This window comes from Streptomyces sp. NPDC033136 (genome assembly GCF_055578235.1).
The window spans coordinates 208,509-228,516 of record NZ_JBVIPD010000011.1 but is presented as its reverse complement, the minus strand read 5'-3'; the positions used below and the strand labels follow the sequence as shown (position 1 = coordinate 228,516).

Here is a 20,008-nt window from a genome sequence, read left to right as displayed (position 1 = left end):
GTGCGGCGTCAGCGTTTCCGGGCGACGCCGCCGTACTGGTGCACCTCCGCGGGCAGGCCCAGGGCCGCCGCGTCGGGACGCCAGCGCGAGCAGGAGGCCACGCCCGGTTCGAGCAGTTCCAGACCGTCGAAGTAGCGGGCGATCTGCTCGGGGCTGCGGAGGATGTAGGGGATCGAACCGCCGTCGTTGTACTGCTGGATGGCCCTGACGTAGTCCTCGCTGGTGTCGGTGGAGTCGTACTGCACGAGGTAGCTGCCCAAGGGCAGGGCGTCCACGAGCCGCCGCACGATCGAGCGGGCCTCGTCGTGGTCCTCGATGTGGCCCAGGATGCCCATCAGCATGAGGGCGACCGGCTTGTCGAAGTCCAGGGTCCGGCCGGCTTCCCGGATGATCGTGTCCGGCTCGCGCAGGTCGGCGTCGACGTAGTTCGTGACGCCTTCCGGTGTGCTGGTGAGCAGCGCGCGGGCGTGGGCCAGGACCAGCGGGTCGTTGTCGACGTAGACGATGCGGCTCTCCGGGGCCGCCCGCTGGGCGATCTGGTGGGTGTTGTCGACGTTGGGCAGCCCGGTGCCGATGTCCAGGAACTGGCGGATGCCCTCCTCGGCGGCCAGGTGGCGTACGGCGCGGGCGAGGAAGTAGCGGGCGGCGCGGGCCCCGGACTCGATGCCGGGGAAGGCCTCGCGGAACGCGTCACCGGCCACCCGGTCGACCTCGTAGTTGTCCTTGCCGCCCAGCCAGTAGTTCCAGATCCGGGCCGAGTGCGGCACCGAGGTGTCGATCTTGGGGAACGGCTCCTGCGTGGCGTTCTCCACCTGGTCGGTCATGGACGGCTCCTGGGTGTGGTCGGGAAGGCCCACGCTAGCCTGTCCGCGCCCCGGAGAGGATCAACTCCTCGGCAAATCGCAGGAGTTCGGCCTCCACCTCACTCGGCCAGGGCCTGCCGCGTGGGAGGGGCGGGCCGGCGAGGAGGGCTCGCGGCGCAGCACCCACGCCTCGTCGATCTCGTACACGTCGGCCCGGCGGCCCGAGCCGAGCAGCTTCCCTGGTGGTGTGGTCGGCATGGGGCGAAGCCGCCCCGGCCCAACCGGCGCCCTCGGCCGGTTTTCTACCGACAGGTACAGTAAGCGGGTCGTCATCACACCGTACGGGGGGAAGCCGGTGCAATTCCGGCGCTGACCCGCAACCGTGTACCGCCCGCCGAGGCGGTGAGCCGGATCGCCCCGTACGGTTCGTGACCGGCTCACGTGCCCGGCAGCCCGCCGGTGCACGGCACCGTCGAGGTATACGGAGCCGAGCCGCCGGGGTGTCCCGTGCTGCCCGGCTCCCCCACAGGGAGAGGCACCCGCCGATCATGAACGTCCGCCGCAGCGCCGCGGTCCTGGCCGCCGTCGCCGTGATCGGCGCCGCCACCCCGGCCGCCGCCGCCCCGTCCCCGTCGCCGTCCCAGGCGCTCCCCTCCGCCCTGTACGGCGACAAGGACCCGAAGTTCGACGGCGTCTGGCGCCAGTCCCTCGCGCTCCTCGCGCAGGACACGGTGCGGGTGAGGCCGGCCGCGAAGTCCGTCGAGTGGCTGGTGCGGCAGCAGTGCGCGGACGGCGGCTTCGCCCCGTACCGCCCCGACCCCGCCACGGCGTGCGACGCCAGGACCATGCTGGACACCAACGCCACCGCCGCCGCGGTGCAGGCGCTGGCCGCGCTCGGCGGGCACGACGACGTCACCGGCAAGGCCGTCGGCTGGCTGAAGTCCGTCCAGAACAAGGACGGCGGCTGGGGTTACGCGCCCGGCGGTGCCAGTGACACCAACTCGACGTCGATCGTCATAGGCGCGCTCGCCGCCGCGGGCGAGAAGCCGGACCAGGCCGAGAAGGACGGCGAGTCCCCCTACGACGCCCTGCTGAAGCTCGCGCTGCCGTGCGGCGGGGACGGCGACGGCGCCTTCGCGTTCCAGCCGGACAGGGAGGGCAAGCTCGCCGCCAACGCCGACGCCACGGCGGCCGGCGTACTGGGCGCACTGGGCAAGGGCATGGTCGTCAAACCCGGCAAGGGGCCCGAGGCGACCTGCGAGAACGCCACAACGCCCCAGCAGGCGGCGGCGAACGGGGCTGCCTATCTCACCGCCGTCCTGGCCAGGGACGACGAGCATCTGGTGTCCGCCCTGGGCGGTGCCGAGCCCCAGCCCGACCACGGCAACACCGCCGACGCGGTCGTGGCGCTCGCCGCGCGGGGTGACACGGCGCAGGCGGAGAAGTCCGTGCGGTGGCTGGAGAAGAACTCCGCGTCCTGGGCCGCGCGGAGCGGTCCGGCCGCCTACGCCCAGCTGATCCTCGCCGCCCACGCGACGGGCACGGACCCGCGCGACTTCGGCGGCGCTGACCTCGTCAAGCAGCTCAACGCGACGGGCCCGGCCCCGCTGAAGGCCGAGAAGCCGAAGGCCTCGGACTGGGAGCAGGACTCGGGTTCCTTCTTCGGGATCTGGTGGTACGTCGGCGTCTGCCTCGTCGCCGGCATCGGCATCGGGTTCCTGTTCACCGGCCGCAAGAAGAAGCAGCAGCCGTGATCCGCCGGGCCGTTCTCCTCGTCCTGGCCTCGCTCCTGCTCCTCTCGGGCGCGGGCCAGGCCCAGGCAGCCGGTTACCGCTACTGGTCGTTCTGGGAGCGCGACGGCGACCGCTGGGTCTACGCCACCCAGGGCCCGTCCACGACCCGCCCCTCGGACGGCGACATCCAGGGTTTCCGCTTCGCGGTGAGCGAGGACTCCGGGGACGCGGCCCGACCGCGCGGCCGGGCCGACTTCGCGACGATCTGCGCGAAGACGCCCGCACGGGACGGCGAGAAGCGAGTGGCCCTGGTCCTCGACTTCGGCACGCCGGGGGACGCCCCCCGGGGCGAGTCCCCGCCCGCCGCGAGAACGGCCTGCGCGCAGGTCCCCTCCGACGCGACCACGGCGGACGCCCTGGCGACGGTGGCCAAGCCGCTGCGCTACGACACCAACGCCCTCCTGTGCGCCCTCTCGGGCTACCCGGAGCAGGGCTGCGGGGAGCAGGTGTCGAAGAAGCAGCCCACGACCACGACCGAGCCCTCGCCCGCGCCCGCGCCCGGGAAGGACACGGCGGACGACGGCCCGTCCCTGGGCCTGTGGGCGGGAATCGGCGCGGTGGCGGCCCTGGGCGCGGCAGCGGTCTGGCAGGTACGACGGCGTGACCATGGCCAGTCCTAGCGGCACCCCACTGCGCCGGGACGCGCGAAGCCCCCGCCCCCCGGGCCGACACCCGGCGTCTCTCCATCCCGGCGCCTGGTGGCTCTGGGCGCTGTCCCTCGGCACCGCGGCCACCCGCACCACGAACCCCCTTCTCCTCACCCTCCTCATCGCGGTCTCCGCCTACGTCGTGGCCACCCGCCGCCCCGAGACCCCCTGGTCCCGCTCCTACGGCGCCTTCGTCAAGCTCGCCCTCGCCGTCCTGCTCATCCGCCTGCTCTTCGCGACGGTCCTCGGCTCCCCCGTCCCCGGCACGCACACCCTGCTCACCCTCCCCGAAGCCGGCCTCCCCGCCTGGGCCCAGGGCATCCGCCTCGGCGGCGAGGTCACCGCGGAGGCCCTCGCCTTCGCCCTGTACGACGGCCTGAAACTGGCCACGCTCCTCATCTGCGTCGGTGCCGCGAACGCCCTCGCGAACCCCTCCCGTCTCCTCAAGTCCCTCCCGGGCGCCCTCTACGAGATGGGCGTGGCGGTCGTCGTGGCCCTCACCTTCGCCCCGAACCTCATCGCCGACGTCCAGCGTCTGCGCGCCGCCCGCCGGCTGCGCGGCCGTCCGGACAGGGGCGTCCGGGGTCTGCTGCACGTGGGCCTGCCGGTCCTGGAGGGCGCGCTGGAGCGCTCGGTCGCCCTCGCCGCCGCGATGGACGCCCGCGGCTACGGCCGTACCGCGCGGGTCCCCGCCGCCGTCCGCCGTACCACCGCCGCCCTCACCCTCGGCGGTCTGCTCGGCGTCTGCGCCGGAACGTACGGGCTGCTCACGGCCGAAGGCGCCGGGTACGGCGTGCCCGTCCTGCTGGCCGGGCTCGCCGCCGCCCTCGCGGGCCTCAAACTCGGCGGTCGCCGCTCCCTGCGCACCCGCTACCGCCCGGACCGCTGGGACGCACGCGCCGGGCTGGTCGTCGCCTCGGGCGTGGCGGTCGCGGCCCTCCTCACCCTCGCCTCCGTCCGCGATCCTGCGGACCTGCACCCCGGCGTGGTCCCGCTCGTCGCCCCCACGCTCCCGCTCTGGCCGGCCGCCGCCGTCCTCCTCGGCCTGCTGCCCGCGTTCGTCGCCCCCGATCCCAAGGAGCCGTCGTGATCCGCTTCGAGGAGGTCTCCGTGACGTACGACGGGGCCGCCGAACCCACCGTCCAGGGCATCGACTTCGAGGTCCCGGAAGGTGAACTCGTGCTGCTGGCGGGCCCGTCCGGGGTCGGCAAGTCGACCGTCCTGGGCGCGGTCAGCGGGCTCGTGCCGCACTTCACGGGCGGCACCCTGCGCGGCCGGGTCACGGTCGCGGGCCGCGACACCCGCACGCACAAGCCGCGCGAACTGGCCGACGTGGTGGGCACGGTCGGCCAGGACCCGCTCTCCCACTTCGTCACCGACACCGTCGAGGACGAACTCGCCTACGGCATGGAGTCGCTGGGCCTCGCCCCGGACGTGATGCGCCGCCGCGTCGAGGAGACGCTCGACCTGCTCGGCCTCGCCGACCTGCGCGGGCGGCCGATCGCCACGCTCTCCGGCGGCCAGCAGCAGCGCGTGGCGATCGGCTCGGTCCTCACCCCGCACCCGGGCGTGCTCGTCCTGGACGAGCCGACCTCCGCGCTCGACCCGGCCGCCGCGGAGGAGGTGCTGGCGGTGCTGCAGCGGCTCGTGCACGACCTCGGCACGACGGTCCTCCTCGCCGAGCACCGCCTGGAACGGGTCATCCAGTACGCCGACCGGGTCGTCCTCCTGCCCGGCCCGGGCGCGCCCCCGGTGCTGGGCACCCCGGCCGAGGTGATGGCCGTGTCCCCGGTGTACCCGCCGGTGGTGGACCTGGGCCGGCTGGCGGGCTGGTCCCCGCTGCCGATGACGGTCCGCGACGCCAGGCGCAGGGCAGCCCTCCTGCGCCGGCAACTCGACCACGTGCCTCAGGGGCGCCGGCTCGACCACGTGCCTCAGGGGCGCGGGGAACGGCGCGACCAGCCACGACCGCCCCTCACCCGCCGCTTCTCCGCACGCCCCGCCGCGGCCGGCGCCACCCCCCACACAGCCGAGGTCCGAGCCCTCTCGGTGACCCGCGCCCGCATCCAGGCCCTGCGCCACATCGACCTCACCATCACCCCCGGCGAGACGATCGCCCTCATGGGCCGCAACGGCGCCGGGAAGTCCACCCTGCTCAACTCCCTGGTGGGCCTGGTCACCCCCGGCTCGGGAACCGTCCGGCTCGGCGAGGCCGTCCCTCACCGCACCGCCCCGAAGGGCCTCGTCCGCAAGGTCGGCCTGGTCCCTCAGGAGCCGCGCGACCTGCTCTACGCCGACACGGTCGCCGCCGAGTGCGCGGCGGCCGACCAGGACGCCGGCGCGGACTCCGGCACCTGCCGGGCCCTGGTCACCGAACTGCTCCCGGGCGTCACCGACGACACCCACCCCCGGGACCTCTCGGAGGGGCAGCGGCTCGCGCTGGCCCTGGCCGTCGTCCTGACGGCCCGGCCCCCGCTGCTCCTGCTGGACGAGCCGACCCGGGGCCTGGACTACGCGGCGAAGGCCCGGCTGGTCGGGGTGCTGCGCGGACTGGCCGCCGAAGGGCACGCCATCGTGCTGGCCACGCACGACGTTGAGCTGGCGGCGGAACTCGCCCACCGGGTCGTGCTGCTCGCCGAGGGCGAGGTGATCGCGGACGGGCCGACGGCGGACATCGTGGTCTCCTCGCCGTCGTTCGCCCCGCAGGTCACCAAGATCCTGGCCCCGCAGCAGTGGCTCACGGTCTCCCAGGTCCGCGCCGCCCTCCGTCCCGAGGCCACCCCGTGAGCACGCAACGGCAGGCGAGGGCCGTCCGTCTGGGCCCCCGCTCCCTCGCCGCCCTGACGCTGGTCAGCGGGGTCGGTGTGGCCGGTTTCGGCTGGCCCTTCCTCGCGCCGCCCACCTCGCGGCTCAGCGCGCACGCGCAGGACGCCCCTTGGCTCTTCGCGGGCCTGCTGGTGCTGCTCGTGGCGGTCGTGGCCGCGGCGATCTCGGAGTCCGGGCTGGGCCCGAAGGCGGTCGCGATGCTGGGCGTGCTGGCCGCCACGGGTGCGGCCCTGCGGCCGATCGGCGCCGGGACCGCCGGCATCGAGCCGATGTTCTTCCTGATGGTGCTGAGCGGCCGGGTGCTCGGGCCGGGTTTCGGGTTCGTCCTGGGTTCGGTGACGATGTTCGCGTCCGCGCTGCTCACGGGCGGGGTCGGGCCGTGGCTGCCGTTCCAGATGCTGGCGATGGGCTGGTTCGCGATGGGCGCGGGCCTGCTGCCCGGCCCGGACCGGCTGCGCGGCCGGGCCGAGCGCGCGATGCTCGCCGGCTACGGCTTCCTCGCCGCCTTCGCCTACGGCACGATCATGAACATGGCCGGCTGGCCCTTCATGAGCGCCCTCGCCTCGAACGTCGCCTTGGACCCGCACGCGCCGGTCGCCACGAACCTGGCCCGCTTCCTCGCGTACTGCGTGGCCACCTCTCTCGGCTGGGACCTGGGCCGGGCGGTCGTCACGGTCGTCCTGACGCTCACGCTGGGCCCCGCGGTCCTTCGGGCGCTGCGCCGCGCCACCCGCAGGGCGGCCTTCGAGACGCCGGTCACCTTCGACGCGCCCCCGGCGAGGCCGCGTCAGTGAAGCCCCCCACATGACTCACGTCACGTACGAGGCGAGGTCGTAGGCCCAGGCCCCGGTCAGGCCACCGGACCGTCGCCCCACGTGCGGCCATGCCTAGTAAAAGGGCTCGTTGCGAGCACCTGCCGGGCCTGTTTCTCTGGACGACCGCCCCCGCCCCCTGCGGCGAAGGGCCGCTCGCGGCCCGGCCGGGCGGGGGCCTCGGCAGCGCCTGCGGCGCCTGGGACTTCCGGCAGGCCGACCACTCGTGCCGAGCCGGGCCCACCCCCAGACCGAAGGCGGCGGCCCCCCGATCCCCGGGGCCGTCGCCTTCGCCATGCCCGTCCGGCACTTTCTGCCGCACGGGATGTTTCAGCCCGCACGGGTGCTTCAGCCCGTGCTCACCGGAAGTTCCTTCACCCCGTTGATCCACGCCGACCGCAGCCGCCGCGGATCCCCGACCAGCCTCAGCCCGGGCATGGCGTCGGCGATCGCGTTGAAGATGAGGTTGATCTCCAGCACGGCGAGCGACTTGCCCAGGCAGAAGTGAGGGCCGCCGCCACCGAATCCGAGGTGCGGGTTGGGGTCGCGGGTGACGTCGAAGGTGTCCGGGTCGTCGAAGACCTCGGGGTCGTGGTTGGCGGAGGCGTAGAACAGCCCTACTCGGTCCCCCTCGCGGATCAGTTTGCCGCCCAGCTCGGTGTCCTGCGTGGCGGTGCGCTGGAAGGCGGCGACCGGGGTCGCCCAGCGGACGATCTCCTCGGCCGCCGTCTGCGGGCGCGCGCCCTTGTACAGCTCCCACTGGCCGGGGTGGGTGAGGAAGGCGTGCATGCCGTGGGTGATGGCGTTGCGCGTGGTCTCGTTGCCCGCGACGGCCAGCATCAGCACGAAGAAGCCGAACTCGTCGGAGTTGAGGTTGCCCTCGTCCTCCGCCGCGACCAGTTGCGTGACGATGTCGTGGGCGGGGCACTGCTTGCGGTCGGCGGCCATGTTCATCGCGTAGGCGATGATCTCCGTGGCCGATTCGGCGCCGACCTCCTCGGTGATGGCGTACTCGGGGTCGTCGTACGCGATCATCTTGTTGGACCAGTCGAAGATCTTGTCGCGGTCCTCCTGCGGGACGCCCATCAGCTCGGCGATCGCCTGGAGGGGCAGTTCGCAGGCGACCTGGGTGACGAAGTCGAACGGGCCGGTGCGGGCGCGGGCGGCCTCGACGATGGAGTGGGCCCGGGCGCGCAGGCGCTCCTCCAGGTCGCGGATCGCCCGGGGCGTGAACCCGCGCTGCACGATCTGCCGGACCCGGGTGTGCTCCGGCGGGTCCATGTTCAGCAGGATGAGCCGCTGGGCGTCGATGGAGTCGCGCTCGATGTGCTCGTTGAAGCGGATGATCGCCGTGTTGAGGGACGACGAGAACAACTCCGGGTGCGTCGAGACGTACCTGACGTCGGCGTGCCGGGTGACGGCCCAGTAGCCCTCGTCCTGGAAGCCGGCGAGACCGGCGGGCTGGGGCACCCAGCAGACCGGCTCCACGCGGCGCAGCTCGGCGAACTCCGGCAGGGGCACGCGGTGGTGCAGCAGGTCCGGGTCGGTGAAGTCGAACCCGTCGGGCAGCGCGGGACAGGGCATGGGCGGCTCCCACCACTCGTACCGGCATCTCGGTCTGACGGCCCATCAGCTGTGCGGAGTTGCGGTGACGGTAGTAACGGGTTCTACAAGTAGCAAGGGGCACGGGCCCTCCAATTGTCCGCACGACCCTTGCGGTCACCGAGTGGGCCTCAGCACACTGCTTGCAGAACTAGAACGCGTACTAGTTCCGCTGAGCCTCCCGGAGAGGACCCGCACCCATGGCTGCCGAACCCGTGATCGTCGAAGCCGTACGCACCCCCATCGGCAAGCGCGGCGGCGCGCTCGCCAACCTGCACCCCGCCTACCTCCTGGGCGAGACCTACCGCGAACTCCTGGGCCGCACCGGCATCCCCGCCGACTGCGTCGAGCAGATCGTCGGCGGCACCGTCACGCACGCCGGCGAGCAGTCCATGAACCCCGCCCGCACGGCCTGGCTCACGATGGGGCTCCCCTACGAGACGGCAGCGACGACGGTCGACGCGCAGTGCGGCTCCTCGCAGCAGGCCTCGCACATGGTGGCCAACATGGTCGCGACGGGCGTGATCGACGTCGGCATCTCCTGCGGGGTGGAGTCGATGTCCCGGGTGCCGCTCGGGTCGGGCTCCAAGCACGGGCCCGGCAAGCCGTTCCCCGACGAGTGGAACGTCGATCTGCCCAACCAGTTCGAGGCGGCCGAGCGCATCGCCCGCCACCGCGGCCTGACCCGCGAGAACGTCGACGCGCTGGGCCTCGCCTCCCAGGAACGGGCCGCGCACGCCTGGGCGGAGGAGCGCTTCAAACGAGAGACCTTCGCGGTCCAGGTCCCCACGACCGAGGAGGAGCAGCACGCCGGGCAGGGCATGTGGCGCCTGGTCGACAAGGACGAGGGCCTGCGCGACACGACAGCGGAAGCACTGGCCTCCCTGAAGCCGATCATGCCCACGGCGGTGCACACGGCGGGCAACTCGTCGCAGATCTCCGACGGGGCCGCGGCGATCATGTGGGCGTCGAAGCGGATGACCCGCGCGCTGAAGCTGAGGCCCCGGGCCCGGATCGTGGCCCAGGCCCTGGTGGGCGCCGACCCCCACTTCCACCTCGACGGGCCGATCGACGCGACCAGGGCCGTGCTGGGCAAGGCCGGGATGTCCCTCAAGGACATCGACCTCGTCGAGATCAACGAGGCGTTCGCCTCGGTCGTCCTGAGCTGGGCGCGGGTCTTCGAGCAGCACCTGGAGAAGGTCAACGTCAACGGCGGCGCGATCGCGCTCGGGCACCCGGTGGGAGCCACCGGGGCCCGGCTCATCACGACGGCGCTTCACGAACTGGAGCGCGCGGACAAGGAGTTCGCACTGATCACGATGTGTGCGGGGGGCGGCCTGGCCACCGGCACGATCATTCAGCGACTGTAGACGCCCAGGTGGTGAAGCCCCCTAAGGCGCTCGCCGTGGCGGTGCGGCGACGGGGGATGCCTCCGCCGCGACGGTGAGTTCAGGCGGCTGAGCGTGCACGCCGCCGGCGAGTACCGGATCAGCTCGGAGTGCGGTCCTTCCGCGGCTCCGCACGCTCGCCGCCGAGCCCGGCGGCGGCCGTCGCCGGGCGCGCCCGCGGCCCCTGGAGCACGTACGTGAGGCCGAAGCCCGCGCCCACCACGACCGCTCCCCCGGCCGCGTCCAGCACCCAGTGGTTCGCCGTCGCGACGATCGCGGACACGGTGAACAGCGGGTGCAGCAGCCCCAGCGCCTTCACCCACCACCGGCGTGCCAGCACTGTGATCACGACGCCGCACCAAAGCGACCAGCCGAAGTGCAGGGACGGCATGGCCGCGTACTGGTTGGTGAGGGCCGTGAGCATGCCGTAGTCGGGCCGGGAGAAGTCCTGGACGCCGTGCACGGTGTCGATGAAGCCGAGTGTCGGCATCAGCCGCGGCGGGGCCAGCGGGTAGAGCCAGAAGCCGGCCAGGGCGAGCAGGGTGGCGAAGCCGAGGGCGGAACGGGCCCAGCGGTAGTCGCCGGGGCTGCGGCGGTAGAGGACCGCGAGGACGGTCAGCGGGACGACGAAGTGGAACGACTCGTAGTAGAAGTCGAAGAAGCCCCGCAGCCAGTCGATCGTGACGACGGTGTGGTTGACCCAGTGCTCGATGTCGATGCGCAGGGTGCGCTCGAGGTCGTGGACCTGCGTGCCGTGCTCCTCGGCCTCGGCCCGCCCGGCCGCGTTGCCACCCCCGTTGGCCGCGAGCCGGACCTGGGAGTAGGCGGCGTAGGTGACCCGGATGAGGAGCAGTTCGAGGAGGAGGTTCGGCCGGGTGAGGACCCGGCGCGGGAACGGCACCGGCGGTACGCGCCGGAGGCGGGACGGGACGGCGGGCGCGTACGCGGTCGGTACCGGCGACCGGTAGTAGGGCGAGGTGCGGGACAGGAACGGCACGGCGGTGGCGGCGGCGAGGGCGGCCAGCAGGACGAGGTTGGTGCGCAACGGCTCCGCCACCGGCACGTCCGGCAGCATCGTCCTGGCCGGCAGCGTCATGACGAGGACGACGGCGACCGGCCACACGTACCGGTCGCAGACTCGTCTGCCCGCCCGGCCGACGGCCGCGAGCAGCACCCACAGCAGTTGGTGCTGCCAGGCCGTGGGCGAGACGACGATCGCGGCGCAGCCCGTGATCGCGACGGCGAGGAGGAGCTGGCCGTCGTCGAAGTAGCGCACGGCGCGGCGCAGGGCCAGGACGGTGACCACCGCGCCGAGCGACAGGAAGAGCGTGGTCTCCGCGGGGCCGTTCAGGCCGAGCCGGAGCAGGGCGCCGTGCAGGGACTGGTTGGCGAGGTCGCCGGCCGGGCCGCCGAGGCCGACGCCCGCCATGTGGTGGACCCAGTAGCGGTGGGAGTCGTACGGCAGCGCCGCCCAGGCGAGCCCGGTGCAGGCGGCGAAGGTGACGCCGGTGGAGAGGGCGGCGCTCCTGCGGCCGGTGAACCACAGCAGGGGCGTGAACAGCAGCAACGTGGGCTGCAGCGCGGCCGCGACGCCGATGAGCAGGCCGCTGGTGCGCCGGCCGCGCGCGACGAAGCAGCCCAGCAGGACGAGCAGGACCGGGATGATGCTGGTCTGGCCGAGCCACAGGGTGTTGCGGACCGGCAGGGACAGCATCAGCAGGCTGATGGCGACGGGGGCGGCCAGCTGCGCCGTGCGGCGGCTGACCGGCTGGGGCAGGGCGCGGGCGGCGATCAGGCCGAGGGCCACGACCAGCAACAGCGTGCCGAAGGTCCAGCCCCAGCCGAGGGCCTGTTCGGCGGCACGGGTGAGGAATTTGAGGGTGAGGCCGCTGAAGGGAGTGCCGGTGAAGCGGGTCGAGTCGTAGAGCGATCCGCTCACCCGCAGGAAGCCGTTGGGCCCGAGCCAGGTCTCCAGGTCCGTGAGCCGCTCGCCGCGCGGGGTGGTGGGGACGACGGCCAGCTGCCGGGCGGCGAGGAGGGCGGCGATCAGCCACAGCCCGAGACGGACGGCGCGCAGGCGTGCCCGGGTTCCGCCGACGGCCGTCACTGCGAAGCCGTCCGCCGGGCCTCCGTCGTGATCCCCGCGAGTCACGTCTCGTCGGCCTCCGCATCAGTTCATCCCACATGTCCCGAATGCGGGAATTCCCCTCGCGCACCCTAAGGGGCTCACACCTCGCCACGGGGGAAGGCGCGGGCTACTCCACCCCATCCGGCACCCACTCCCTTTGCTTGGTTGACGATGGTTCGCCGCTTATATGACCGCCTCCCGTATGTGGCCACCTCGCGCCTATGGCCGCCTCCCGCGAAGGTGAGAAGGATCACACCAAGATCCAGCGGGAACTGCCCGGGGCCGGAGTCGGTGGGCCGTCCGCTGCCCGGTTCGGCGCCGTCGGTGGCGGCGTCGGACCACTGATCCCGGCGGGGCGCGGGGCGCGCGCACCAGTCCTCCGGCGCACCCTGGCGTCCCGGTGCGGAACCCCGGCCCGGCCGCGCTCGTTTCCCGCTGGTGAGCATCCCTGGCAGGCACAGAAAGGCAGCCGCATGAGCGAGTCGCACGTCTGGGACGAAGTCGACGCCTACTTCACCGCACAGCTCGCCCCGGACGACGAGGCCCTGGCGGCCGCCCTGCGCGAGAGCGACGCCGCCGGGCTTCCGCACATCAACGTCGCGGGCAACCAGGGCAAGCTCCTGCAGCTCCTGGCCCAGATCCAGGGCGCCCGCCACATCCTGGAGATCGGCACACTCGGCGGTTACAGCACCATCTGGCTGGGCCGCGCCCTGCCCGCCGACGGCCGGCTGGTCTCCCTGGAGTACGACCCCCGGCACGCCGAGGTCGCCGTCCGCAACCTCGCCCGCGCCGGCCTCGACAAGCTCGTCGAGGTGCGGGTCGGCCCGGCCCTGGAGTCACTTCCCAAGCTGGCCGACGAAAACCCGCCCCCGTTCGACCTGGTCTTCATCGACGCCGACAAGGTCAACAACCCGCACTACGTGGAGTGGGCGGTCAGACTCACCAGCACGGGCAGCCTCATCATCCTCGACAACGTCGTAAGGGGCGGCCGGGTCGTCGACGCGGACAGCACCGCCCCGGACGTGACGGGCACCCGTGCCGCGATCGAGCTGATCGCCTCCCACCCGAGGTTGAGCGGCACGGCGATCCAGACGGTCGGGATGAAGGGCTACGACGGATTCGCGGTCGCCCGCGTCCTGGCGTGAGCCCCGGCCGTCAAACCTCGTGGTAGAAGCCCACGTTGACGCTGCGCGGGGCGGTGCGGTCCTGGACGATGATCTCGCCGCTGCCACCCCGGGGCAGCGGGACGGTGCCGCCGTAGGCGAGGGGCTGGACGTACTCGCCGGCCGTCAGCCGGACCTCGGAGGACGGATCGGGCTGGGAGCCGCGCAGCCAGGTCACCTGCCAGGTCCCCTCGGGCCCGCACAGGAACTCCAGGTGGACGCGGGAGACGAACAGCCAGTCGTCCGGCGTGCTGAGCCGGCACACCGACTTGTCGCGGCCCACCCGCAGCACGGCACCCGGTTCACTGGGCGCGTCGGCCATGAGCATGCCGGCCGTGGCACCCTCCTCCGCCGCGGAGACAGCGGCCATGGTGAGTTCGAGCACGTGCGCTCCCCCTGAGACGTCCGGAACGGGCCTGTGGGCCCGCCGAATGATAGAACGCCTGGCCGGGCGGTGTCCGGCACAATGGCCTCATGACCGAGCGAAAGCCACCTGGCGTCGACTTCGAGATGGGGGTCCCCCCGCTCGAACGTAGTTGAGAGTGGGGGAGGGTCGACAAGCAGATCCGTGAGGCGGAAGACCGCGGGGAGTTCGACCGGTTGCCGGGGGTGGGCCGCCCGCTCCCGAGCGACGTGGAGAGCACGTACGACGAACTGTGGTGGGTGAAGCGGAAGATGGCCCGCGAGGGCTTCTTCGTGCTCCCGCCGGCGCTGGCCCTGCGCAAGGAGGCCGAGGACGCGCTCGAGGCCGCCCGAGCGGCGCCCTCCGAGCGGATCGTCCGGAAGATCATCGGCGAGATCAACGACAAGATCCGCGAGATGATGTACAAACCGCCGCCCGGCCCCCCGCTGGGAAAGAAGCCGTACGACGTCGAGGACGTCGTACGGCAGTGGCGGGAGCGCCGGGCGGACCGGTAGCCGGGTTGGGTCACCCGGGTCAGACGTGCAGCAGCCGTTCCGCCAGTTCCCGGTAGTCCTTCAGGGCCAGGCGGAGCTGCTCGGTGTCGGCGGACGACACCGGCTTGCCCTCGCCGCCCTCGACCGACTGCCAGGAGTGGCGCAGGGTACGGCGGCGCTCCGTCACGGCCTCGGTGAACCGGGCCGCGATCTCCTCCAGCACGTGATCGGCCTCCTCGACGGCGGCCCGGGGGCCGTCGACGAACCCGGCGACCGCGTGGTGCAGTTGCGCGCCGTACTTGTCGGAGGCGTCGTGGGGGAAGAGGTGCGAACCGGTGGTGCCGGCCTGGTGGGTGCCGCCGGGGTCTGTCCCGTGAGCGGCGGAGACGGCGGAGGCGGTACCGGTGGCACGGTCCGTCCCGGTGCCGTGCGCGCCGGTGCCGGTGCCGCGCGCGGCGGCGCGGTCCGCGTCCGTGCCGTGCGCGGCCGCGCGGTCCGCGTCCGTGCCGGATGCGTCACCGCGGTGCAGGCCGGTGCCGGGTGTGGCGGCGCGGTCCGTCTCCGGTGCCGTGCCGTGACCGGTGCCCAGGGCGCTCTCGCCACGGGCGTCCGGGGCGGTCGGCCTGTGGTCGCCGGGCGGTCGGGTCATGTCGGTCATGCCTCAGCTCTCCTTCGCCTGACGTCGGTGCATCGCCCACGGCATGTGCCCGCCGCGGCCCTCGGCCTTGCGGCCGCCGTTCAGTCCGGCACGGTGCCGTCCGTCGTGCGGTTCCTCCTCGTGCCGGCCGCCGGTGCGGCCTTCGCCGTCGTGCCGGGCCGGCCGCACCAGCTCCTCGAACAGGGCGCGGGCCGCCACCATGGCCTCACGCATGTCTTCCGTACCCTGGCCGCCGTCTCGCGCGTCTTCCGCGCGCAGGTGCGCCGCGCGGTGCACGCGCCGGTAGCCGTCCACGTGGTGGGCGTGGTGCACGGACAGCGCGGCCAGCTGTTCCTCGTACTGCCCGCCGTCCGGGAAGCCCCGGGCGCCGGCGAGCTCGGCGAGCAGCCGGTCCGCCTCGGCGACCGCCTCCCGCGGCGATTCGACGAACCGCTCCTGAGCGGCCGTCCAGCGCGCCTCGTACTGCTCGCGCTGTGCGGGCTCCAGCGGCCGCTCGCGCAGGTCGCCGTGGCGCTGCACGCGCTCGGTCAGCTCGCGCTCGGCGGCCTTGGTGTCGCCGTCGTGCCGTGCGACGACCCGCTCGTACTCAGGTCCGAAGCGCCGCTTCAGGCTCGGGCCTCGCCGAGGCCCGCGGGCGCGCAGGGTCATGGCGGCCGCGATGATGACGACGACCGCAGCAATCACGATCAAAGCAATGATCAGGCCAGTGGACATGAATGCCTTCCGGGTTCTCGGCCCAACCGGCTCTCCTCGCGAGCCGGTTCGGGGGGTCGGGTAGCCCGAAAGCACGGCTCCAAACGGCGCCCGGGCACAGCCGGGGCGCGACGCGGCCCCCGATCCATCCGGTTGCGGGACCGGTGGGGCGCCTGTGAAGAATGCGGTCCATGACCTGGACCGTGGCCCCGGAACCGTACGACTCCCCTGTCGCCGCCGCCCTCTGGCGGGCGTACTACACCGAGGTCAGCGACCGCTGGTACCTGCTGCACGAGGGGCGCCGGACCGACCCGGACGAGCTGGAACGGGAGATCGCCGCCCAGCCGGGCGCCGACTTCGCGCCACCGCGGGGCCGGCTGCTGGTCGCCCGGTACGACGGTGAGCCGGCCGGCACCGCGGGCGTACGGCTGCTGGACGGCACCACCGCCGAACTCAAGCGGGTGTTCCTGCACGCGTCGACGCGCGGCCGGGGCGGCGCCCCGCTCCTGGTCCGGGCCGCCGAGGACACCGCACGCGCGCTCGGTGCCACCCGGATCCTCCTCGACACCCGCAGCGACCTCGTCGAGGCCCGCGCCCTCTACGCCCGCCTCGGCTACACGGAGACCGAGCCGTACAACGACGACCCGTACGCCGGGCACTGGTTCGGCAAGCGCCTGACCTGAGTTCAGGCCACCCGGTCCGCCGGCCGCGCCTCGTACGGCCGCTCGCGCCGCGATCCGCACAGTTCCCCGTTCAGCTCGTGGACGAGCCGGACGAGGTCGGTCGGCCGGTCCGGCCCCCACCAGTCGCCGAGCAGCTCGGCGAGGGACTCCTCGCGGGCCCGGGCCAGCCGCTCGGTGACCTCGCGTCCCCGGTCGGTCAGCACGAGGTCGAGGCCCTCGCGCAGCGCGAGCCGCCGTGCCTCGACCTGGCGGACGGCCGCCATGATCAGGGGCAGTGGCACCGGCATGCGCTCGGCCAGCACGCCCGGCTCCACCGAGCCGTACCTGCGGATCCGCAGCAGCAGCCAGCTCGACGCGGGCAGCAGGTCGTAGCCCGCCCGGGCGGTGATCTTCCGGTAGATGTCGCGGCGTCCCGCGCGGGTGCCGAGCACGGACAGCGCGCGGCACACCTCGTCGTACGAGGACCGCTCGACGGGGTTGCTGGCCAGGGTCTCGGTGACGTCGGGCGCGGTGACCGAGTCGCGCAGCCGGTCCTCCTTGAGGAACCAGGCCAGCACGAAGCCGAGGAGCGCGACGGGGGCGGCGTACAGGAAGACGTCCGTGATGGCGACGGAGTAGGCGTGCAGGGCCGGCGGGCGCAGGCCGGGCGGCAGGGCGGCGATGCCGCGCGGGTCGGCCTCCAGCATGTCCACGGAGAGACCGGGAGGGAGTTGGGCCCCGCGGAACGCGTCGGTGAGCTGGTCGCCGAGGCGGCCCGCGAAGACCGTGCCGAAGACGGCGACGCCGAACGAGGCGCCGATGGAGCGGAAGAAGGTCGCGCCGGAGGTGGCGACGCCCAGGTCCTCGTACGGGACGGCGTTCTGCACGATGAGCACGAGGACCTGCATCACCAGGCCGAGTCCGAACCCGAAGACGAAGAAGAAACCGCTCAGTTCGGCGGTGGAGCTGTTCTCGTCGAGCTGGTGGAGCAGGAGCAGCCCGAGCGTGGTGATGCCGGTGCCGGCGATCGGGAACACCTTCCAGCGGCCGGTGCGGCTGACGATCTGCCCGGAGCCGGTCGAGGCCAGCAGCAGGCCCAGCACCATCGGCAGCATGTGCACACCGGACATGGTGGGGCTGATGCCCTGCACGACCTGGAGGAAGGTCGGCAGGTAGATCATGGCGCCGAACATCGCGAACCCGACGACGAAACTGATCACGGCCGCGAGCGTGAAGGTGCGGACGCGGAAGAGCTTCAGCGGCAGCACGGGTTCGGCGGCCCACCGCTCCACGGCCACGAAGGCGACGGCGAGGACGGCGCCCAGGACCGCGAGGCCGATGATCTGCGGGGAGCCCCAGCCCCAGGTCGTGCCGCCGAGGGAGGCGACCAGCACCAGGCAGGTGGCGACGGCGGCGATGAGGAAGGTGCCGAGGTAGTCGATGACATGCCGCTGGTCCTTGCGCGGGATGCGCAGGACGGTGGCGATCACGGCGAGCGCGACGATGCCGACGGGCAGGTTGACGTAGAACACCCAGCGCCAGCTCAGATGTTGGGTGAACAGCCCGCCGAGCAGTGGTCCGAGCACACTGGCCGCGCCGAAGACGGCACCGAACAACCCCTGGTAGCGGCCGCGTTCACGCGGGGGCACGAGGTCGCCGACGATCGCCATCGACAGCACGATCAGCCCGCCGCCACCGAGGCCCTGGACGGCCCGGAAGGCGATCAGCTGGGCCATGTCCTGTGCCGCGCCGCACAGCGCGGAACCGACGAGGAAGATCACGACGGCGGTCTGGAACAGTCTCTTGCGCCCGTACTGGTCGCCGAGTCTGCCCCACAGCGGGGTGGCGGCGGTCGCGGCCAGCAGATACGCCGTGACCACCCAGGACAGGTGATCCAGACCGCCGAGTTCACTGACGATGGTGGGCAGCGCGGTCGACACGACGGTCTGGTCGAGGGCGGCGAGCAGCAGGCCCAGCAGCAGGGCGCCGATGGAGACGAGTACGTTGCCGGGCACCTGCTCCTGAGCGGCGGTGCCCGTACCTGACGGTGTCGCGGCGTGCACATCCCCGGCCATGCGACCTCCCGAGGGTCCTGTGACATTTTCCATCGTGACCGCTGTGACCGGTTATGGCCCGCCGGGCCCTTTTGGAAGCGGTCGTTCCGGGGCTGGCCCGCCGCACCGTGGAGAAGATCTGGATAATCTCTGGAGTTCGCGAGGGGAGGGAGTAACGCGTGGAACCGCTGAACGGCCAATCGTGCCCGGAGTGCGGCGCACCGAGACAGCGGGACAACACTCCCTCCTGCGCCTGTACACACCGCGCCGCGGAGGCCCTGCGCGACGCCCGCACGGCCGAGGCCGCGGCGGCGGAGGACTTCGACCCGCTGCGGATCCGCCCCTATGTGGAGATCGACGGGGCGGGCCCCACCGGGCCGGACCCGCAGGCCCCGGGGCCGGGGGACGAAGGAGCGCGGCAGCGGCACCCCCTGCCGGCGACGGGAGACGCCCCGCGCCGAGCCCACGCGGACGACGACGCCCCGGCCGCACGGGCCGCCGCGCCCGGCGCGCGGACCGCTACGCCGGGCGCGCGGGCCACCCCACAGGGAACGCGGGCCGCACACCGTGACGGAGCGTCTCCGGACGCACAGGCCGTACGCCATGACGGCGCACCGGACGACGAGGCCGCCCCCGCCCGCGCGGGGCTCTCGCACCCCGAGAACCCTCACCCCGGGCACCCCAATCCCGAGCACCCCCAGCGCCCCACGCCGCCAGGGCAAGGCACCGCACGACAGCCCCTGGCGGAACCCGCGGAAGCATCGCGCGCCGAGCGCACCGGCCGGGCAGCCGAAGGCGCCCCGCGGCACCTCCTGGCGGACCCCGCCGAAACGCCACACACCAGGAGCACCGCGCAGGCAGCGCGAAACGCCCCACAGCACCCCCTCGCGAACCCCGCCGACGCGTCACACGTCAAGGGAACCGCCCCCGCGGCCGAAGGGGCGCCGCGCCAGGCTCGGCCGGACGTCCCCGCCGCGTCCCCGCGTGCGGAAACGTCACGCCCGGAGGGCGCCGTCCAGCCACCCTCCGCCTCCCCCTCCACTCCCCCTTCCCCCGCCGACGCCACCATGCCCCTGCGTCCGGTCGACCCGGACGCCACCACCGTGCTGCCCGCCTCCCCGGCCGCCACCTCGGTGCTCCCCACGCCCCTGGCCCCCGGCGCGACCGAGCTCAGCGTCACCGACCTGCGTCTTCTCGGCGGCACCGGAAGGACGGATCCCGGTGCGCCGGAACCGGGCGAGGGCGGGGCGCGCGGGTCCGGGCGCCGGCGTCGGACTCTGCTCCTCGCCGCGGCCGCCGCCTGTGTCGCCGTCGTCACGGGGGCGGGGTACGCGAGCGGCCTGTTCTCCTACGAGAGCCCCTCCCGGAACACCGCACTGCCGGACGACCTGAGGGCGAGCGTGCCGGACGCCCCGTCGAGCAGCGCGGCGTCCACCTCCCCGGAGAGCGGCGCGTCGGCCGTTTCGCCGGCCCCCGCCTCGCCATCGCCGTCGCCGTCGCGCAGCGGGAGTCCGTCGCCCTCCCCGTCGCCGTCCGCGACCAGCGCCTCGCCGAGCCCGTCGCGGCCACCCGGCCCGTCGGCGTCGAAGACGTCCGCCGGGCCGACCGGCCCGCAGGCACCCCCGGACGGCTCGCGCCAGAACGACCCTGTCGTCCTGCGCCTCGGCGACCGCGGCCCGGAGGTCAGCGAACTGCAGCTCCGTCTGGGCCAGTTGTACCTCCACGGCGGCGACGCCGACGGCACCTTCGACAGCGGCCTCCAGGACGCGGTCCGCACCTACCAGTGGTCACGCGGCATCCAGACCGACGACCTCGGCGTCTACGACCTGGAGACCAGGGCGAAGCTGGAGTCGGAAACCAAGGAGCCATGACCTGGCCGACG

Annotated in this window: 16 protein-coding genes, 1 pseudogene and 1 riboswitch; of the genes and pseudogenes, 10 read left to right on the top strand and 7 right to left on the bottom strand. The window is 73.3% G+C overall.

Annotated elements, in window-relative coordinates; translation table 11 throughout:
• Nucleotides 1-8 precede the first annotated feature (8 nt).
• Nucleotides 9-824 (bottom strand): SAM-dependent methyltransferase, encoded by an 816-nt coding sequence (locus ACZ5TL_RS22200; protein ID WP_468591820.1) that lies wholly within the window; start codon nucleotides 822-824, stop codon nucleotides 9-11.
• A gap of 315 nt (nucleotides 825-1,139) precedes the next feature.
• Nucleotides 1,140-1,229, top strand: a riboswitch (adenosylcobalamin-variant (AdoCbl-variant) riboswitch).
• Nucleotides 1,230-1,351: 122 nt separating this feature from the next.
• Here ACZ5TL_RS22200 and ACZ5TL_RS22195 point away from each other — a divergent pair.
• From ACZ5TL_RS22195 to ACZ5TL_RS22175, 5 genes are read left to right on the top strand one after another with little or no spacing between them, the layout of a single operon-like run.
• The gene (locus ACZ5TL_RS22195; protein WP_468591818.1) at nucleotides 1,352-2,557 is read left to right on the top strand and encodes a prenyltransferase/squalene oxidase repeat-containing protein; all 1,206 of its coding nucleotides are present in this window, start codon (nucleotides 1,352-1,354) and stop codon (nucleotides 2,555-2,557) included.
• Nucleotides 2,554-3,216 (top strand): SCO2322 family protein, encoded by a 663-nt coding sequence (locus ACZ5TL_RS22190; RefSeq protein ID WP_468591816.1) that lies wholly within the window; start codon nucleotides 2,554-2,556, stop codon nucleotides 3,214-3,216. Before ACZ5TL_RS22195 ends, ACZ5TL_RS22190 begins: the two co-directional genes overlap by 4 nt.
• Entirely contained in the window at nucleotides 3,203-4,333 is a 1,131-nt protein-coding gene (locus ACZ5TL_RS22185) for a CbiQ family ECF transporter T component (protein WP_468591814.1), read from the top strand. The genes ACZ5TL_RS22190 and ACZ5TL_RS22185 overlap by 14 nt, the downstream gene beginning before the upstream one ends.
• On the top strand, nucleotides 4,330-6,030 hold the full coding sequence (locus ACZ5TL_RS22180; protein ID WP_468591813.1) for an ABC transporter ATP-binding protein: 1,701 nt from the start codon (nucleotides 4,330-4,332) through the stop codon (nucleotides 6,028-6,030). Before ACZ5TL_RS22185 ends, ACZ5TL_RS22180 begins: the two co-directional genes overlap by 4 nt.
• Nucleotides 6,027-6,863, top strand: coding sequence for an ECF transporter S component (locus tag ACZ5TL_RS22175; protein WP_468591812.1), 837 nt, complete (start codon nucleotides 6,027-6,029; stop codon nucleotides 6,861-6,863). Before ACZ5TL_RS22180 ends, ACZ5TL_RS22175 begins: the two co-directional genes overlap by 4 nt.
• A 366-nt stretch (nucleotides 6,864-7,229) precedes the next feature.
• Here the strand turns inward: ACZ5TL_RS22175 and ACZ5TL_RS22170 are convergent, their stop codons facing one another.
• A complete protein-coding gene (locus ACZ5TL_RS22170) occupies nucleotides 7,230-8,465 on the bottom strand; it encodes a cytochrome P450 (RefSeq protein WP_468591811.1) in 1,236 nt (411 codons plus the stop codon).
• A 218-nt stretch (nucleotides 8,466-8,683) separates the two neighbouring features.
• Between ACZ5TL_RS22170 and ACZ5TL_RS22165 the strand changes: the two genes are divergently transcribed.
• Nucleotides 8,684-9,853, top strand: a complete 1,170-nt coding sequence (locus tag ACZ5TL_RS22165) for a steroid 3-ketoacyl-CoA thiolase (protein ID WP_468591810.1) — start codon at nucleotides 8,684-8,686, stop codon at nucleotides 9,851-9,853.
• 118 nt (nucleotides 9,854-9,971) lie between these two features.
• On the opposite strand, the gene ACZ5TL_RS22160 is transcribed toward ACZ5TL_RS22165, so the two are convergent.
• Nucleotides 9,972-12,023, bottom strand: coding sequence for a bifunctional glycosyltransferase 87/phosphatase PAP2 family protein (locus ACZ5TL_RS22160; protein WP_468591809.1), 2,052 nt, complete (start codon nucleotides 12,021-12,023; stop codon nucleotides 9,972-9,974).
• Between the two features lie 449 nt (nucleotides 12,024-12,472).
• On the opposite strand from ACZ5TL_RS22160, the gene ACZ5TL_RS22155 reads away from it, so the two are divergent.
• Nucleotides 12,473-13,144, top strand: coding sequence for an O-methyltransferase (locus ACZ5TL_RS22155; RefSeq protein ID WP_468591808.1), 672 nt, complete (start codon nucleotides 12,473-12,475; stop codon nucleotides 13,142-13,144).
• 10 nt (nucleotides 13,145-13,154) lie between these two features.
• Here ACZ5TL_RS22155 and ACZ5TL_RS22150 read toward each other — a convergent pair whose 3' ends face one another.
• Nucleotides 13,155-13,547 carry an FHA domain-containing protein gene (locus tag ACZ5TL_RS22150; protein ID WP_468591807.1) on the bottom strand — a complete coding sequence of 131 codons (393 nt, stop codon included), beginning with the start codon at nucleotides 13,545-13,547 and terminating at the stop codon, nucleotides 13,155-13,157.
• 89 nt (nucleotides 13,548-13,636) lie between these two features.
• Between ACZ5TL_RS22150 and ACZ5TL_RS22145 the strand changes: the two are divergent.
• Nucleotides 13,637-14,071: pseudogene (locus ACZ5TL_RS22145) on the top strand (DnaJ family domain-containing protein); the annotation flags it as partial.
• Nucleotides 14,072-14,099: 28 nt separating this feature from the next.
• Here ACZ5TL_RS22145 and ACZ5TL_RS22140 read toward each other — a convergent pair.
• Together ACZ5TL_RS22140 and ACZ5TL_RS22135 are read right to left on the bottom strand one after the other, a co-directional pair.
• A complete protein-coding gene (locus ACZ5TL_RS22140; protein WP_468591805.1) occupies nucleotides 14,100-14,717 on the bottom strand; it encodes a hypothetical protein in 618 nt (205 codons plus the stop codon).
• A gap of 3 nt (nucleotides 14,718-14,720) precedes the next feature.
• Nucleotides 14,721-15,431: a hypothetical protein gene (locus tag ACZ5TL_RS22135; protein ID WP_468591803.1), complete on the bottom strand. Its 711-nt coding sequence runs from the start codon at nucleotides 15,429-15,431 to the stop codon at nucleotides 14,721-14,723.
• Between the two features lie 170 nt (nucleotides 15,432-15,601).
• Here ACZ5TL_RS22135 and ACZ5TL_RS22130 point away from each other — a divergent pair, with 170 nt between their 5' ends.
• Entirely contained in the window at nucleotides 15,602-16,093 is a 492-nt protein-coding gene (locus ACZ5TL_RS22130) for a GNAT family N-acetyltransferase (protein WP_468591802.1), read from the top strand.
• A 2-nt stretch (nucleotides 16,094-16,095) separates the two neighbouring features.
• Here the strand turns inward: ACZ5TL_RS22130 and ACZ5TL_RS22125 are convergent, their stop codons facing one another.
• A complete protein-coding gene (locus tag ACZ5TL_RS22125; RefSeq protein ID WP_468591800.1) occupies nucleotides 16,096-18,147 on the bottom strand; it encodes a DHA2 family efflux MFS transporter permease subunit in 2,052 nt (683 codons plus the stop codon).
• 158 nt (nucleotides 18,148-18,305) lie between these two features.
• On the opposite strand from ACZ5TL_RS22125, the gene ACZ5TL_RS22120 reads away from it, so the two are divergent.
• The gene (locus ACZ5TL_RS22120) at nucleotides 18,306-19,997 is read left to right on the top strand and encodes a peptidoglycan-binding domain-containing protein (RefSeq protein WP_468591799.1); all 1,692 of its coding nucleotides are present in this window, start codon (nucleotides 18,306-18,308) and stop codon (nucleotides 19,995-19,997) included.
• Nucleotides 19,998-20,008: the final 11 nt, after the last annotated feature.